The organism is Moraxella boevrei DSM 14165, assembly GCF_000379845.1.
Classification (GTDB): Bacteria; Pseudomonadota; Gammaproteobacteria; order Pseudomonadales; family Moraxellaceae; genus Faucicola; species Faucicola boevrei.
In genome coordinates this window covers 62,584-77,149 of sequence record NZ_KB903811.1, presented here as the reverse complement: position 1 = coordinate 77,149, position 14,566 = coordinate 62,584, and the positions used below count along the sequence as shown (strand labels likewise).

The 14,566-nt window shown below is 39.9% G+C and carries 16 protein-coding genes; 13 read left to right on the top strand and 3 right to left on the bottom strand.

All coding sequences use genetic code 11. The features are described 5' to 3' along the window. Window positions 1–139 precede the first annotated feature (139 nt). The 12 genes from pyrE to lpxC all read left to right on the top strand — a co-directional run bounded on the left by pyrE (window position 140) and on the right by lpxC (window position 11,831). Window positions 140–796, top strand: coding sequence for an orotate phosphoribosyltransferase (gene pyrE, locus A3G3_RS0112090; protein ID WP_019520784.1), 657 nt, complete (start codon window positions 140–142; stop codon window positions 794–796). Window positions 797–818: 22 nt separating this feature from the next. Then, window positions 819–1,766: a glutathione synthase gene (gene gshB / locus A3G3_RS0112085; RefSeq protein ID WP_026213039.1), complete on the top strand. Its 948-nt coding sequence runs from the start codon at window positions 819–821 to the stop codon at window positions 1,764–1,766. A gap of 305 nt (window positions 1,767–2,071) precedes the next feature. Then, the gene (gene murG / locus A3G3_RS0112080) at window positions 2,072–3,184 is read left to right on the top strand and encodes an undecaprenyldiphospho-muramoylpentapeptide beta-N-acetylglucosaminyltransferase (protein WP_019520782.1); all 1,113 of its coding nucleotides are present in this window, start codon (window positions 2,072–2,074) and stop codon (window positions 3,182–3,184) included. A 72-nt stretch (window positions 3,185–3,256) separates the two neighbouring features. Further along, complete coding sequence (murC, locus tag A3G3_RS0112075; protein WP_019520781.1) at window positions 3,257–4,708, top strand: UDP-N-acetylmuramate--L-alanine ligase; 1,452 nt, start codon at window positions 3,257–3,259, stop codon at window positions 4,706–4,708. 9 nt (window positions 4,709–4,717) lie between these two features. Beyond that, complete coding sequence (locus A3G3_RS0112070) at window positions 4,718–5,134, top strand: hypothetical protein (RefSeq protein WP_019520780.1); 417 nt, start codon at window positions 4,718–4,720, stop codon at window positions 5,132–5,134. A 2-nt stretch (window positions 5,135–5,136) separates the two neighbouring features. Beyond that, on the top strand, window positions 5,137–5,361 hold the full coding sequence (locus tag A3G3_RS0112065; RefSeq protein ID WP_019520779.1) for a DUF2281 domain-containing protein: 225 nt from the start codon (window positions 5,137–5,139) through the stop codon (window positions 5,359–5,361). Next, complete coding sequence (locus tag A3G3_RS0112060) at window positions 5,361–6,056, top strand: hypothetical protein (protein WP_019520778.1); 696 nt, start codon at window positions 5,361–5,363, stop codon at window positions 6,054–6,056. Before A3G3_RS0112065 ends, A3G3_RS0112060 begins: the two co-directional genes overlap by 1 nt. A gap of 22 nt (window positions 6,057–6,078) precedes the next feature. Continuing rightward, window positions 6,079–6,990, top strand: coding sequence for a D-alanine--D-alanine ligase (locus A3G3_RS0112055; RefSeq protein ID WP_019520777.1), 912 nt, complete (start codon window positions 6,079–6,081; stop codon window positions 6,988–6,990). 206 nt (window positions 6,991–7,196) lie between these two features. Then, window positions 7,197–7,994, top strand: coding sequence for a cell division protein FtsQ/DivIB (locus tag A3G3_RS0112050; protein WP_019520776.1), 798 nt, complete (start codon window positions 7,197–7,199; stop codon window positions 7,992–7,994). Window positions 7,995–8,039: 45 nt separating this feature from the next. Further along, window positions 8,040–9,326, top strand: coding sequence for a cell division protein FtsA (gene ftsA / locus A3G3_RS0112045; RefSeq protein ID WP_019520775.1), 1,287 nt, complete (start codon window positions 8,040–8,042; stop codon window positions 9,324–9,326). 124 nt (window positions 9,327–9,450) lie between these two features. Continuing rightward, window positions 9,451–10,689: a cell division protein FtsZ gene (gene ftsZ / locus A3G3_RS0112040; protein WP_019520774.1), complete on the top strand. Its 1,239-nt coding sequence runs from the start codon at window positions 9,451–9,453 to the stop codon at window positions 10,687–10,689. Window positions 10,690–10,904: 215 nt separating this feature from the next. Continuing rightward, window positions 10,905–11,831, top strand: a complete 927-nt coding sequence (gene lpxC, locus A3G3_RS0112030; protein ID WP_019520772.1) for a UDP-3-O-acyl-N-acetylglucosamine deacetylase — start codon at window positions 10,905–10,907, stop codon at window positions 11,829–11,831. A 335-nt stretch (window positions 11,832–12,166) separates the two neighbouring features. On the opposite strand, the gene A3G3_RS0112020 is transcribed toward lpxC, so the two are convergent. Further along, window positions 12,167–12,655, bottom strand: coding sequence for a DUF721 domain-containing protein (locus A3G3_RS0112020; RefSeq protein WP_019520771.1), 489 nt, complete (start codon window positions 12,653–12,655; stop codon window positions 12,167–12,169). A gap of 212 nt (window positions 12,656–12,867) precedes the next feature. On the opposite strand from A3G3_RS0112020, the gene A3G3_RS14950 reads away from it, so the two are divergent. After that, window positions 12,868–13,503, top strand: a complete 636-nt coding sequence (locus tag A3G3_RS14950; protein WP_019520770.1) for a M23 family metallopeptidase — start codon at window positions 12,868–12,870, stop codon at window positions 13,501–13,503. 78 nt (window positions 13,504–13,581) lie between these two features. On the opposite strand, the gene A3G3_RS14155 is transcribed toward A3G3_RS14950, so the two are convergent. Further along, complete coding sequence (locus A3G3_RS14155; protein ID WP_019520769.1) at window positions 13,582–14,166, bottom strand: DOMON domain-containing protein; 585 nt, start codon at window positions 14,164–14,166, stop codon at window positions 13,582–13,584. An 18-nt stretch (window positions 14,167–14,184) separates the two neighbouring features. Beyond that, window positions 14,185–14,505 (bottom strand): YhbY family RNA-binding protein, encoded by a 321-nt coding sequence (locus tag A3G3_RS0112000; protein WP_019520768.1) that lies wholly within the window; start codon window positions 14,503–14,505, stop codon window positions 14,185–14,187. Window positions 14,506–14,566: the final 61 nt, after the last annotated feature.

The following is a 14,566-nucleotide window of genomic DNA, read 5'->3' as shown; positions in this document are numbered from 1 at the left end:
TTGCAATGAAAGACGACAATTTAACATGGTTGTTTTTGATTTTATCTGCTGAAATTTAAAAAGTTGTCTATGTTTGGCATGGTTTTTTGGCGGGTTTTTCTTTATAATGACTTCATCATTTTTTTGAAAAGGAAAATCAATGGCAAACTTTAACCCACAAAACTTTATCAAAATCGTCCTTGACAATAACGTGCTAAAATTTGGCGAATTTACCTTAAAATCAGGTCGTATCAGTCCGTATTTTTTTAACGCTGGCTTGTTATCAACTGGTGAGTTATTATCATCATTGGCGGACGGTTATGCTGATGCTCTTGCTAAACAGATAAAAAACGCTGATACTGATAATCTCGTGATTTTTGGGGCGGCGTATAAAGGCATTCCCTTTGTAGGGGCAACTGCCCAAGCCTTATTTAAAAACCACAACATCAATGCTGAATGGGGCTACAACCGCAAAGAAGCCAAAGACCACGGTGAAGGCGGTATGCTAGTCGGTGCGGATTTAAATGGAAAATCGGTGTGGGTGATTGACGATGTCATGACCGCAGGCACGGCAATGCGTGAAGTGGTGGGTTTGCTTGATAAGGCAGGAGCGACGGTGGCTGGCGTGATAGTTGCGCTTGACCGCAAAGAAAAAGGGCAGGGCGAAAAATCCGCTATTCAAGAGCTGGGTGATGAATTAAACGTACCTGTACTGGCACTTGTCAGCATGGACGATATTACCGATTATGTCGCTAAACATGGCACAGCTGATGAGCTTGCCAAAATGACTGCCTATCGTGAGCAGTATGGGGTGTAAGAAAGACATATTATAAGGAAAAATCATGAAACTCAATTTTCTAATCGTGATGGACGACATCGCTACCATCAATTACAAAAAAGATAGTACGCTTGCTATGATGTGGGCAATTCAAGAACGCAACCATTACTTAAATTATTGTAAAATCAATGATTTATGGCTAAAAAATGGTGAACTGATGATTGATAATCAATCAGTCAACGCCTTTAAAAATCCTGACAAATTTTATGAACTTGGTGAAAAGGTAACGCAAAAAGCCACCGATTTTGACGTGATTTTAATGCGTAAAGACCCACCCTTTGATATGAAATTTTTGTACGCTTTGTATCTGTTAGAATACGCCAAGCGTGCAGGCGTGAAAGTTGTCAATGACCCCACAAATGTACAAAATTGCAATGAAAAACTTTTCGCGACCCAATTTCCACACTTAATGACCCCAACCACGGTGAGCCAACAACAGTCGCATATTCGTGAATTTATTAGCGAGCATAAAGACGTGATTGTCAAACCCCTTGACGGTATGGGCGGTATGGGGATTTTTCGCTTGACCGATAACAGCCCAAACATCGGCTCAACGCTTGAAATGCTCACGCAATTAGAAACTTTACCGATTATGGCACAAAAATTTATCCCCGAAATCAAAGACGGCGATAAGCGGATTTTGATTGTCGGTGGTAAACCTGTGGACTATTGTTTGGCTCGTATTCCTGCTGATGGTGAAACTCGTGGTAATCTCGCTGCTGGTGGTCGTGGCGTGGTGATGCCTTTGTCTGACACCGAACGTAAACTTGCTGAAACTGTCGCTCCGATTTTGCTTGAAAAAGGCTTATTATTTGTTGGTCTTGATGTGATTGGCGGATTTATTACTGAGATTAATGTAACTTCACCGACCTGCATTCGTGAGATTGATGACCAGTTTGGTACGGACATTGCGGGTGAATTTATTAAGGTGATTGAAGGGTTGTTTTAATTAAACTTACATAAATCAATAGGCTAGGAAAATTTTTCTAGCTTATTTTTTACTATCTTTTAAACAAAAAATTAAAATAATTAAATAAAAACACCAAGATTTTTATAAAAATTACAAGATTACATTTAAAAAACATTTAGCAATCGTTTAGCAATCATTTAGCAAAAACTCTCTACGGATATCCCTTTAAAAAATTGACAAAAAATGCTATCATTTCACCATTTTTTTGACAGCACGTCACCGCTTATTTTTTCCCAAAATTTAACTGACTATTTCCAATCATTATTCCTGACAAAGGCACCCTTATGACAAGCAATACTCCGCAAAAAAAGCCAACAATTTTGATGATGGCAGCAGGCACAGGCGGTCATGTGTTTCCTGCAATGGCGGTGGCTCATGCTTTGCAACAACAAGGGGCGACAGTACATTGGCTTGGCACGGTGAAGGGTATGGAAAACGATTTGCTTGCCAACACCGATTTTATCTATCACGCCATTGACATGCAGGGCTTGCGTGGTAATGGTATTAAACGCTTGTTACAAGCCCCGAATGCCTTGTTAAAAGCGACTTTGGCGTGTGTAAAAATTATCAAAAGTAATCAAATTGACATGGTGGTCGGTTTTGGTGGTTATGTTACCGCACCGGGGGGGCTTGCGGCGAAAATTTGCAAAAAACCGATTGTCATTCATGAACAAAACGCCATCGCTGGTATGAGCAATCGTTATTTGGCAAAAATGGCAAAAACCGTCATGCAAGCCTTTGCCAACACGTTTACCGATTTGCCCATTCAAAAAGTTATCACGGTCGGTAACCCTGTGCGTGAAGCCATTGTTAAATTACCCGAACCCAATCATCGTATCAACCTAGCCGATACCAGTCCGTTAAAACTTCTGATTGTCGGTGGTTCGCTTGGTTCGCAAGTGTTAAACAACAATATCGCTCCCACCTTAAGCAAATTAGAAAAACTAGGTAAAAGTTGGCAAGTACGCCATCAATGTGGTAAAAATAATTTGGAAGATACCCAAGCTGTATATGACAAAGTGGAGTTGCAAACCACACCCTACCAAATTTCACCTTTTATCAGCGACATGGCAGAAGCCTATGCGTGGGCGGATGTTATCGTTTGCCGAGCAGGGGCTTTGACCGTCACCGAAGTGGCAAATGTGGGCTTGCCTGCGGTGTTTGTGCCGTTGCCAAGTGCGGTAGACGACCACCAAACTGCCAATGCCAAAAGCCTGTCTGAACAGGGTGCAGGATTTTTGTTACCCCAATCTCAGCTGAATGCCGACAGTTTGTCTGCGATTTTAGCCGACCTTGACCGTACAAAAATTTTGCAAATTGCCAACAAAGCTCGACAATTTGGTAATCCACAATCTACCGAACAATGTGCGAAAATTATTTTAGATAATTTAAATTAATTTTTTACCAATATTTAATTTTATTTTAATAAAATTTAAAAAATGAGAAAAATGAGAAAAATGAGAAAAATGATGAGCGAACAAAAAACCAAAAAATTGCCAAAACGTCTGATTGAAATCCCAGAAATGCGTCGCATTAAACACATTCATTTTGTCGGTATCGGTGGGGCAGGAATGTGCGGTATTGCCGAAGTCATTCACAATCAAGGCTACACCGTGTCAGGCTCGGACATCAAGGCAAGTGGCGTTACCGAACGCCTAGAAAAAATGGGCGTGCAAGTCTTTATCCAACACGATAGCAAAAATATTCAAAATGCTGATGTGGTTGTGGTGTCGTCTGCGATTGATCGCACCAATCCGGAAATTGTGTCGGCGTTGACCGCTCGCATTCCTGTGGTTCGCCGTGCCGATATGTTGGGCGAGCTGATGCGTTATCGTCATGGTATTGCAGTCGCTGGGGCCCATGGCAAAACCACTACCACAAGTTTGCTAACCGTGATGCTCCATGAAGCAGGGCTTGACCCAACCTATGTCGTTGGCGGAAAAGTCAATGCTTTTGGTAAAAATGCGTCTTTGGGGCAAAGTCGTTATTTGGTTGCCGAAGCGGACGAGTCCGATGCATCATTTTTGAGTTTGCGTCCGATGGCGTGTATCGTTACCAATATTGACGAAGACCACATGGAAACCTATGGCAACAGTTTTGATAATTTGAAAAAAGCCTACATTCAATTTTTGCAAAATATGCCGTTTTATGGTTTGGCGGTGATTTGTGGCGATGACAAAGAACTGTATGGCATGATAGACGATATCGCTCGCCCTGTTTTAACTTATGGTTTGGAAGAACATAATGACGTGCGTGCGGTTGATGTGGTTGCTGACGGCACAAAAACGCATTTTACCGTGTTAAGAAAAGATAAAGAACCGTTAAAAATCACCCTGAACATTCCGGGTTTGCATAACGTTTATAATGCACTTGGGGCAATCACGATGGCGACTGACGAAGGCGTGAGCGATGATGCAATTGCTCGTGCGGTGGAAAAATTTGCTGGTGTGGGTAGACGTTTTGAAAATAATGGTAGTTTTGCCACCGATGGCGGTGATATTGTGTTGATTGACGATTATGGGCATCACCCTACCGAAGTGGCAGCGACCATTGCTACTGCACGCCAAAGCTATCCAGACCGCCGTTTGGTGATGATGTTTCAACCGCACCGTTACAGTCGTACACGAGATTGTTTTAATGACTTTGTGGCGGTGTTGTCGCAGGTGGATAAATTGATATTGCTTGATGTCTATGGGGCAGGCGAAGAGCCAATTAAGGGGGCGACAAGTGATGATTTGGCGCGCTCTATTCGTGAGCGTGGGCAAGTTGAGCCGATTGTGTTGAATGTGGACGACAAAACACAAATCAAACAAGTATTGCAAGCAGGCTTAAAGGCAGGTGATTTACTCATTACGCAAGGGGCAGGCAATGTGGGGCAGTTGTGTTTGGAATTAAAGGAGAATGGGGTTTATTTAAATTAAGGATTTGAAATGAAAAAATGGCTTTTATTAACCGCTCTTTTGGCAAGCGTTTGTCAAGCAGGAACTTATGGGCGTTTTCATATTAGCGATAAATCCTTACCTACTTGTTTTTTTGAATATATAGAATGGGTGGACAAAGACAGACACAGCCAAATTTATAACCCTATTTATAGTGATAAACCTGTGCAAATTACCGTCAGTAGCCCCACTTATTTTGGGCAATCGTGGCTTGGCTTAACGCCTTTGAATGGACTGCAAATTGGTTCATATCAAGGCGATATTAAACCGACAATCATTGACGCTCGCCATTATCAATTTATATTAAAGCCCTTGCCAAGAGCAGGCGAGTTTTATTATTTTAAAGGTCAATTAGCCAAACCAATCAATGGGCTTAAAGTTAGTGCTGATACATTGAATAAGGAGTAGTGATGAAAACAAAATCCATTCAAACACTGGGGCAAGCGGTGGATTATATTCAGTCTTTGCCACAATTGGAGCAAAAACAAATTTTTGGATTGATTGATGAATTTATGACACAAAAAAATCAGTCTGCTAAGCCAATCAATACTCCAAAAAAACGCACCGCAGGTACATTAAAAGGCAAAGTGGTTTTTGCCCCTGATTTTGATAGTTTTTATTTTGGAGAAAAGTAATGTCTATTTACGATAATCTTAATCTTGCAAATTCAATTTTTAAAGGATTGAATGATAAAAATGGATTGTTAATTTGTGGTTACGAGCACGGAATAAACCCTGATAAGCAATTTACTGGTTTAACTGATGATGAAATTTGGCAAAGAAAAAATGCTACAATTTTCACTTTTGCTAATAAAACACCATTTTTAGGGGATGGTTTTTTTAATTTTAACAAATATAGATATGATAATATTGTCGCTAAATGGTTTGAATTATGGGGGCATTCTCTTGATAGGGAGAATTTGGGCGGTAACTTTGAAAAAAGTATTATGCAAACCAATATCTCCCCAACCGCAAATAAAAGTGTTGAAGACTATAATGAAATCTCAAAAAATTTTGATTATCTAATTACTCATTTTGAAGTTTTACAACCAAGTTTAGTATTATTTATGGGGCGTAGATTAACAGATTTTATTAACCAACAAGACAATTACGAAAAATTCATTAAAGTTGTTGGCAATGAAATTGGTCAGAGAAAAATGGTACAAAAAGAAAGTGGCGGATTTCAAGTATTTTTCCAAAACTTTGAAAAATGCAAAACCGTTTGTTTTCCGCACCCAAGCGGTGCAAAGGTAGCATATAATTATATTAAACAATTTAAACCAGAAATGGATAAATTATTGCAAGAATACAAGCAAATGTGTGGTTTTTAATTTTATATTAAGGTTAAAACTTATGAACGATGTAACAAATTTTGGCAAAGTCGCCGTGGTGTGCGGTGGTACAAGTGCCGAGCGAGAAGTGTCTTTAAAAAGTGGCAAGGCGGTGCTTGACGCCCTGCTATCCAAAGGTATAGACGCCCACCACTTTGATCCCAAAGAGCGTGATTTGACACAGCTTAAAAACTTTGACCGTGTGTTTAATGTCTTGCACGGCACTTTTGGCGAAGACGGCGGTTTGCAGGGGGTGCTGGACGGCTTGGGCGTGCCTTATACAGGCTGTGGTGTGCTGGCATCTGCCATTGCGATGGACAAATTTCGCTGTCGCCTGATTTGGCAGGCACTTGGCTTGCCCAATGTGCCGTATGTGGTGCTACACGATGACAGCGATTTTGATGCGGTGGAGACAGACTTTGGTTTACCGCTCTTTGTCAAGCCTTCCAGTGAAGGGTCAAGCGTGGGGGTGGTGATGATTGAACAGGTGGGCGATTTGGCAAAAGTCTACCCCACTTTAAAGCAGTATCACGGCGAGATTTTGGCAGAAAAAGCCATCACAGGGGGCGAATACGCCTTGTCGCTACTGGGCGATAGGGCCTTGCCAAGCATTAAGATTGTCCCCAAGGGCAAATTTTACGATTATGATGCCAAATATCTGCGTAATGATACCGCTTATCTGTGTCCGTCTGATTTGACCGCTGATGAAGAGAAGCAAATGGGCGAGCTTGCCAAGCGTGCCTTTGAAGCGGTGGGGGGCAAAGGTTGGGGGCGGGTGGATTTTTTAAAAGGCGATGACGGCAAATTGTACCTTTTGGAGCTCAACACCGTCCCTGGAATGACCGACCATAGCCTTGTGCCAATGGCCGCCAAGCAGGTTGGGATTTCGTTTGCAGATTTATGCTTACAAATTTTATCAGAGACTTTGTCATAATTTTTGCTAAAAAATTTTTTAGAAAATCTGGCAGATATTTGATAAAGGTTTTAAATTTTCACAAAAACTGTTAGAATACTACATTTTCTTACAAAATACGGATGAATATCAAAAACTTTGCGATGAAGTAAGGTTATTTTGTCGGTATAATTTGGTATGATAGACACTTTTTGTATTGATGACTTTTAGGATTAACATTTTTACCAATGACCCACGCTCAACCCAAGTCCTTGTTTGGTTTTGACAAAGCGATGAACTTTGATAAACAGACCTTGAAAAATCCCATTTACTGGCTATTGGCAGGGGTTGGCGTGTTTCTTTTGGTATTTTTGGGGTTGACTATTCAGTTGTTAAGACAATTGCCAGACGCCAAGATTAGCGTGCTACCCAACGATTTAAACCAATACGAACATCACGTTTTGGTGCAAACTGTTGGCACACAAGCAACGGATAATTTTTTACAGACCGATTTACAAACTTATGTTGACAAAATTGCACGGATTGATTGGGTGGAACAAGTAGACATCCGCCGTGATTGGCAACAGGGTTTAGTGGTAAAAGTGATACCCCGCCAAGCGGTAGCAAAATTTGGTAGCGAACGCTTGGTTGATGCCCGTGGTGTGGTGTTTCATCCTGCTGACCCGAGTGAACTTCAGGCTGATTATTGGATGCATTTGCAGGGCGATGATAACAAAGACGCCATTGCAATGATGCAACAAGCCAAACAAGTTAGTGATTGGTACCTACCGATTGGTTTAAAAGTGAATGAAGTAATCGTCACATCACGCATGACGTGGTTATTTCGGTTTGACAATGGTTTGCGAATTTTGGTGGATAATGACAATACATCAGAAAAATTATACCGTTTGAGCGTATTGCTACAAAACCAATTAAACCCAAAACTTTCTAATATTCAAAGCATTGATTTACGGTATAAAAATGGAATGGCAATCACTTGGCGACCTGTGGTAAAAACACAAAATTTAACTCAAAAAACTTCGTAAGCCTTTGACAAATTTTATATAAATCGGATGTAAAAGCGTTAAAAAATGACAAAACCTGAACTTATCGTCGTTGTTCATCTAAGTGCCACTGCCGTACATACGGTGATTGGTCAGGTTTTTCACGCCCAAGATATTCGTATTATTGGCATTTCATCGGTTAAAAACCATGATTTTGCTCAGGGCGTTATCCGTCATCGGGAACGTTTAAAATCCGCAATCAAACAATCCATTCAAGAAGCCGAAGATATGGCAAACTGCCGTGTTAACAGTGTTTGGCTGAGTTTTTCCACCCCTGAATTGGTGAGTGTTAATAGTTCGGGTACAGTGACAATCAATACCGACACCATTCGTGCCAAAGACGTAGTGTCAGCATTGACCCAAGCCAAAAAACAACACCAAAGCGATGATATGTATCTAATGCACTATGTGCAACAAGGCATTGCCCTAGACGGTGGCGACGAGATGATTGATGATGCGATTGGGATGCAAGCTAGCGAGCTAATGGTACTCCATCATTTGATGATGATGCCTGTACGTAGTCGGCAAAATCTACAACAACTCTTACAAGAGTGCGATGTCAATATTGAACAAATGATGTTTGATGCGGTGTCATCGGCGGAGTATAGCTTGTTGGCGGAAGAAAAATATCACGGTGTTTGCCTAATTGATATCGGTTCATCAACCACCAGTGTGTGCGTTTATAGTGATAATAAATTGGTCTATACACGCTGTTTTCCTGAAGGCAGTCAACACGCTACTCTTGATATTTCGGTGTTGCTAGACGTAACGGTTGCTGAAGCAGAACAGTTGAAAAAACAACAAGCCAGCGTTGACCGTTTTGGCATCGATGCTAGTCAATTTTTTAGCATTCGTCGTTCTCAGCTAAATGATGAAAAAACCGTCAATATGCAAGAATTGCTAGAAATCGTGGAAGCACGCTACATTAATATTTTAATAAATATTAAAAATGATTTAGATGCGTTGGGGTTAAGTGATTTTTTGCAACAAGGCTATGTATTAACGGGCGGTGGCTCAGAAATGCGTGGACTTATTCCACTTGCCAAAAAGGTATTTGCCAATAAAGTCCATAAATCCAACCGTGCCGAACATCAATCACCCATCAGTGCCTACAGCCAATATGGGGATGATGAAAAATTGCGACACATCGCTTCGCTGATTGGACAACGAAAATATCAAAATGTGTTTGGCACGTTGTTATATACCCAAAGTGATGCGTTTTATCATACCGAAAAAAATGCGAATATTGAAGAAGCATCTGGCTTAAGTAAAACCTTACACCAAATTGAAAGCTTTTTGAAAAAAATGTTTTAATTTTTTTTAATATTTTTTGGTGTTTAGCAATTTTTTGCCAAGATTTTTAGCGTTTTTTTAAAAGTCGTGGTATGATAGGCGTAATTTTATTGATTAACGACATTTAGTGCGGAGATAATCCAAGATGGAATCAAAATTTAGCATTGCCAATGATTCTTTTGAAGAGCATAATGGTTCAGCCCGTTTGACCGTAATTGGCGTCGGCGGTGGTGGCGGTAATGCCGTGGAAACCATGGTACAATCCAACATCAAAAATATCACCTTTGTGTGTGCCAACACTGACCGACAAGCACTTGACCGCTTATCAGCCCCAAGTAAAATTCAGCTTGGTCTGAAAAATAATAATCGTGGTCTAGGTGCAGGGGCAAATCCTGAAATCGGACGTGAAGCGGCTGAAAGCGATGAAGAAACAATTCGACAAGTGTTAGAAAACTCGGACATGGTATTTATTACTGCAGGGATGGGTGGTGGTACAGGGACAGGGGCAGCTCCCGTGATTGCCCGTCTTGCCAAAGAAATGGACAAACTTACTGTTGCCGTGGTAACAATGCCTTTTACTTTTGAAGGTGGCAAACGCAGTAAAGTTGCCAAAGAAGGGATTGAACAATTATCAAATTTTGTTGACTCGATTATTACCATCCCCAATGATAAATTGATGAATGTGTATGGCAAAATCTCAATGAAAGATGCCTTTAAAAAAGCCGATGAAGTACTGATGCAAGCGGTACAAGGTATCTCAAATATGATTCGTGAAGATGGCTTTATCAACATTGACTTTAATGATATTCGCACAGCGATGACTTCTCGGGGTCATGCGATGATGGGGATTGGTAAGGCCAGTGGCGAAGACCGTGCCGAAATCGCTGCCGAAAAAGCAATTAAGAGTCCGCTACTGGATAATTTGTTGCTAAAAAATGCCAAAGGTTTGTTGGTAAATACTGTGGCAAGTTCTGATTTTAATTTTGATGAACAAGAACGCATTACCGAAAAGGTAAAAAGTTTGGTGGATATTGATGAAGCGAATATTTTCTACGGTATCGTATTTGATGAAGATATGGGCGATGAAATCCAAGTTACCGTTGTGGCGACAGGTTTAACCCTTGATACGACACCAAAAGTACCAAATCCAAACCGTGCTTTTGTCCCAGAGATTGGTAGCCAAAGAGTAGATGCAGGAACACACACACCTGCATTGACAGCCAACAGCTCACAGCCAACAGCAACTGTCGCTCCAAGTGTTGCTCCACAAGTTCAACCTGTTACACCACAACCAGCAACCGCTCAGCCAACTGTGTCAACCACACAACCACAGCGTACAGGCAATAGTATTCAACAATATTTACGCCAACAACAAAACAAGTAATTGTTAAGTATTAGAAAAAACAAAACCCATTATCAAGATTGATAGTGGGTTTTTTATGCGATTTTAATTTTTAGCTATCGCCTTAGCAATATTGTTAAACAATTTGATAAAAATCATAAAAAAAACTCATCAAAAAAATCAAGAAAAGAGCCTTGTTATCTGTCAAAACAATGCTAAAATACGCCAAATGTAACAAAATATGTAATAGAGCAACCATGATAGAACAGACACAACAACAAACCCTGAAACAACGTACCATAAAAACGCCAATTTCTTTAGAAGGCATTGGGCTACATAGTGGCAAGTTGGTACAAATACGATTTTTACCTGCGGATGTAGATACAGGCGTGGTATTTTTGCGCAGCGATTTGCCCAATCCACAGCCGATTTTGGCACGTTATGACCAAATTACCGATACCGTCATGTCTTCCAATCTCACTAATACCGACAACCAACGCATTGGTACGGTAGAGCATTTGATGAGTGCGATTGCCTGTTTAGGTATTGATAACCTTGTGGTGGAAGTGTCTGCCCCTGAAATTCCGATTATGGACGGCAGTGCCATGGTGTTTATTGAAACCTTGGAAAAAGCAGGGCTTGTTACCCAATCTGCTGACAAAAAATTTATCCAAATTCTACGTCCTGTAGCAGTACGCCATGATGACAAAATCGCCCGTTTTACCCCGTATGACGGCTTTTCATTGGCGTTTACCATTGATTTTAACCACCCCGCTTTTGCCAAAGAGCATGATACCTTTGAGATTGATTTTAATCGTGCTAATTTTACTGAACAAATCGCAAAAGCCAGAACGTTTGGTTTTTTAAAAGATATTGAGTATCTCAAAAGCCAAAATTTAGGCTTGGGTGGTAGTATGGATAATGCGATCGTGGTGGATGATGAAAAGGTGCTAAACCCAGACGGCTTACGCTTTGACAATGAATTTGTTCGGCATAAAATACTTGATGCAGTGGGTGATTTATATTTGGCAGGACATCAGATTTTGGGGGCGTTTTATGGTTATAAATCTGGACATATGTTGAATAACAATTTATTAAAAGCAGTTTTTAGCGATCCGAATAATTTTAAAATTGTAACAAAATATGACAATGTGAATTCATCATTTGTTAATTATAACAACTAAATTATTTTAAAATGATTAAATAACTAAAAATTTAGCCAAACTCTGTGTAACATTTTTAGTCACAAGTTTGGCTAATTTTTTGGCAACAAAAAACATGGGGTTTTCTATCGGCTAATTATTGACAAATTTGTCCAAAATTTTTTGGTGCGTGTAGCCGTGATAGGGCAATGCCTAGCGTTAAAAAGATATCTTTTTGATTTTATGATAAAAAAGTAAAAAAATGGTTAGGCTGTGCATAAGTTTTGTCAATGAATTGTAACTAGTGCAAATTTATTTTTCTAAAAGTAACAAATTTTACATAACTTTACATTGTAAACATCAAAAAAATTAAGATTTTATTTATCCAAAAATTTTTGCAACACGTCATATAATGCTTTGTCATGAGTGACAAGCTCGGCAAGATGTGCTATATTTCGCTTCGTATTTTCGCTGATGTCACACGATGTTACAGAATTAACGGTTTGATTACATTCCAGTTGAGCGGTTGTGGTTGCAAAAGTTGGATGAACCACTTGAAATTTTAATTGGTAGATACCATTAAACGCTGGGTTGGATTGTTGCAATGTACTTAACAATACCGCCTGACTGTAACTTAGATGATTGGCAAGCGTTTGATTACTGGTGGTGATAAAGAGCGTTTGCTCTGATTGATAGCCGACATTTAGCGTTGCTAGGGCATCATCAGGCAGGATTGATTGCCATGCTTGACGGATTTTTTGAGTTAGGATTTGAAAATGTTGGATTTTATCATGAAACGGTGTCGGTAAATTGGCGATGCGTTCATGATGCGAGGCGAGGTAGTTGACTGGTTTTTTAGAAGTCATGTGCATTCCAGTTTTTTAACGATTAATGTGAAACAAAATTATCCATCAGCGAAATTTAAGCGTGTTATTTTAACTTATTTTTGTTGGGATTGGGTTTGATTTTTAGCTGTTAAATTGTCAAACGATATTTCAAACGAATGAATTTTACCAAAATTTAAGCCAAATATGAAAGTTAAACCTAATCAAGTTTGACTGAAATAAGAGGAACCCCCATGAAATTAGCTTTAACTGTACTTCCATTTGTTGCCTTAATGACGGTGAGCGTGGCTCATGCTGATGACGATGGCGAAGATTATTATGTTGGCGATATCAGCAGTGATATCCAATTATTGAGCCAACAAGCCCAACAAAAAGAAGACCGTTTGGCAGTTTTAGCCCAAAAACTTTCTAGCGATAATGTGATTACCATTACTAATGTGTATGCAGAACCGAGCTATGCGGGCAATGGTTTGTTACCTGTGCGTCCGATTACGTCAAAGGCTCGTATGTCGTCAGGTTTTGGCTATCGTTATATTTTTGGTAAAACCCAATTTCACAAAGGTATGGACTTTGCTGCACCAGTCGGCACGCCAATTTATGCCACAGGCAACGGTGTGGTAACTTACTCAGGTTGGGGTTCTGGCTACGGTCGTTATATTGAAATTAACCACGGCAATGGCGTTACCACACGTTACGCACACAACTCAGCGAACTTGGTAAACGTCGGCGATACCGTGTACGCCAATCAACACATTGCCAACGTGGGCAATACAGGTCGTTCAACAGGTCCGCATTTGCATTATGAAGTACGCCAAAATGGTCAAGCTGTCAATCCACAAACTTATCTAGCATTAGCACCAGAGCGTTAATTTTTTGCTAAATTGCTGAAAATAAAAATAGAAAAACTGGCGGGTTTGCCAGTTTTTTTTGTTTTGGTAAAAATTGATTTAAAAATTTTGCCAAAAGTTTTTGTTGTGAAAATCAGGCGGACTGGCATGATTGACCGCATAAAAAATGGGTTGATGATGTTGGTATAAAATCACAGTTGGATTGATTTTTGTCGGTAAAAAATTGGTAGGTAAGATGACTGAAAACTCAAAATGACTGTTACAATTGTTGTATTTTTTGTAATTTTCGCAATTAGGATTTTGCCAAATAAATGTGAGTTTATCAGTTGCTCGTGGTGGTAATTGATTGGGCGTACGATAATCATCAAATTCATACAAAGCGAATGCACCACTAGGGCTGGCATTGATTTCAAAATATCGGCGTTCATCAAGCTGAATAAAACATTCTAAACAATCATTTTCCCACAAAAAATCAGTCGGTTTTACCAAACTTTGGTCAAATTCTACCAATTTTACGGTACTTTTTGCCAAAATTTGATAGCTTAAAGTTAGCAAAACTTGTGCATTATCCACATTTTTTTGTAATTGAACTTGGGTAACTATGGATGGAAAATCCGCTTGCGTACTATGTTTGGCAATCGGATTTAGTAGATAGTGTTTATTTTTTATATTTTCTAAATTCATTTTTTAATTTTGATAAAATTATCCGCCAAATCTTGCCAAATTTGACAATTTTGGATTGGCGTCAGGATTATGACGCAGTAGCAACACGATGCGTCCGATACTGGTGATAATTGTTGAGCCAGTAGCTTCGCTAATCGCTTGGTTAACGGCATCACGCTCGTCTTTACTGCCTGCAGGGATTTTGACTTTAATCAGCTCATGATCGTCTAAGGCACGGTTGATTTCTTCAATTACATTGTCGGTTACGCCGTGTCCGCCTACCATAACGACAGGGTTAAGCCGATGTCCGATGCCTTTTAGAAACTTCATTTCGGCATTGTTGATTGCTTTGTTTGACATAAAAAACCTATAAAATGATAAAAATTAGCCTATTATAGCATAAACCATTGACGAAAATATG